This is a genomic window from Gilvimarinus sp. 1_MG-2023 (assembly GCF_030548285.1).
In genome coordinates, this window is record NZ_JAUOSC010001245.1 from 1 (window position 1) to 258 (window position 258).

Annotated in this window: 1 protein-coding gene; it reads right to left on the reverse strand. The window is 58.9% G+C overall.

Going from position 1 to position 258, the window contains the following annotated elements:
- Nucleotides 1-2: 2 nt before the first annotated feature.
- Nucleotides 3-258 (reverse strand): hypothetical protein (locus tag Q4563_RS20850; protein WP_303605876.1); only part of this gene is annotated, 256 nt, incomplete at its 5' end.

Sequence of the window (258 nt, forward strand, 5' to 3'; positions counted from 1 at the left end):
GGCTAGGCCGACGATCTATTGGGACATTTTCCGGGTTGCGATCCGCTGCTGGGACCGAACCTGACTCCGTTTTGCAATTCGGCCAGTTGCTGCGCCCGGCGTTCGAGCATCTTTTTTCCGACCTTCTCCATGACGGCAGGATCGGCGTCGCAGACGTCGATCATGGCGCTGATGATTTCCGGCAGATCGATGACCGGCCGGATGGAGGTGCATTCCTTCATCCGCCGCTTGGCCAGCAGGAAGCTGTCGTGAAAGATC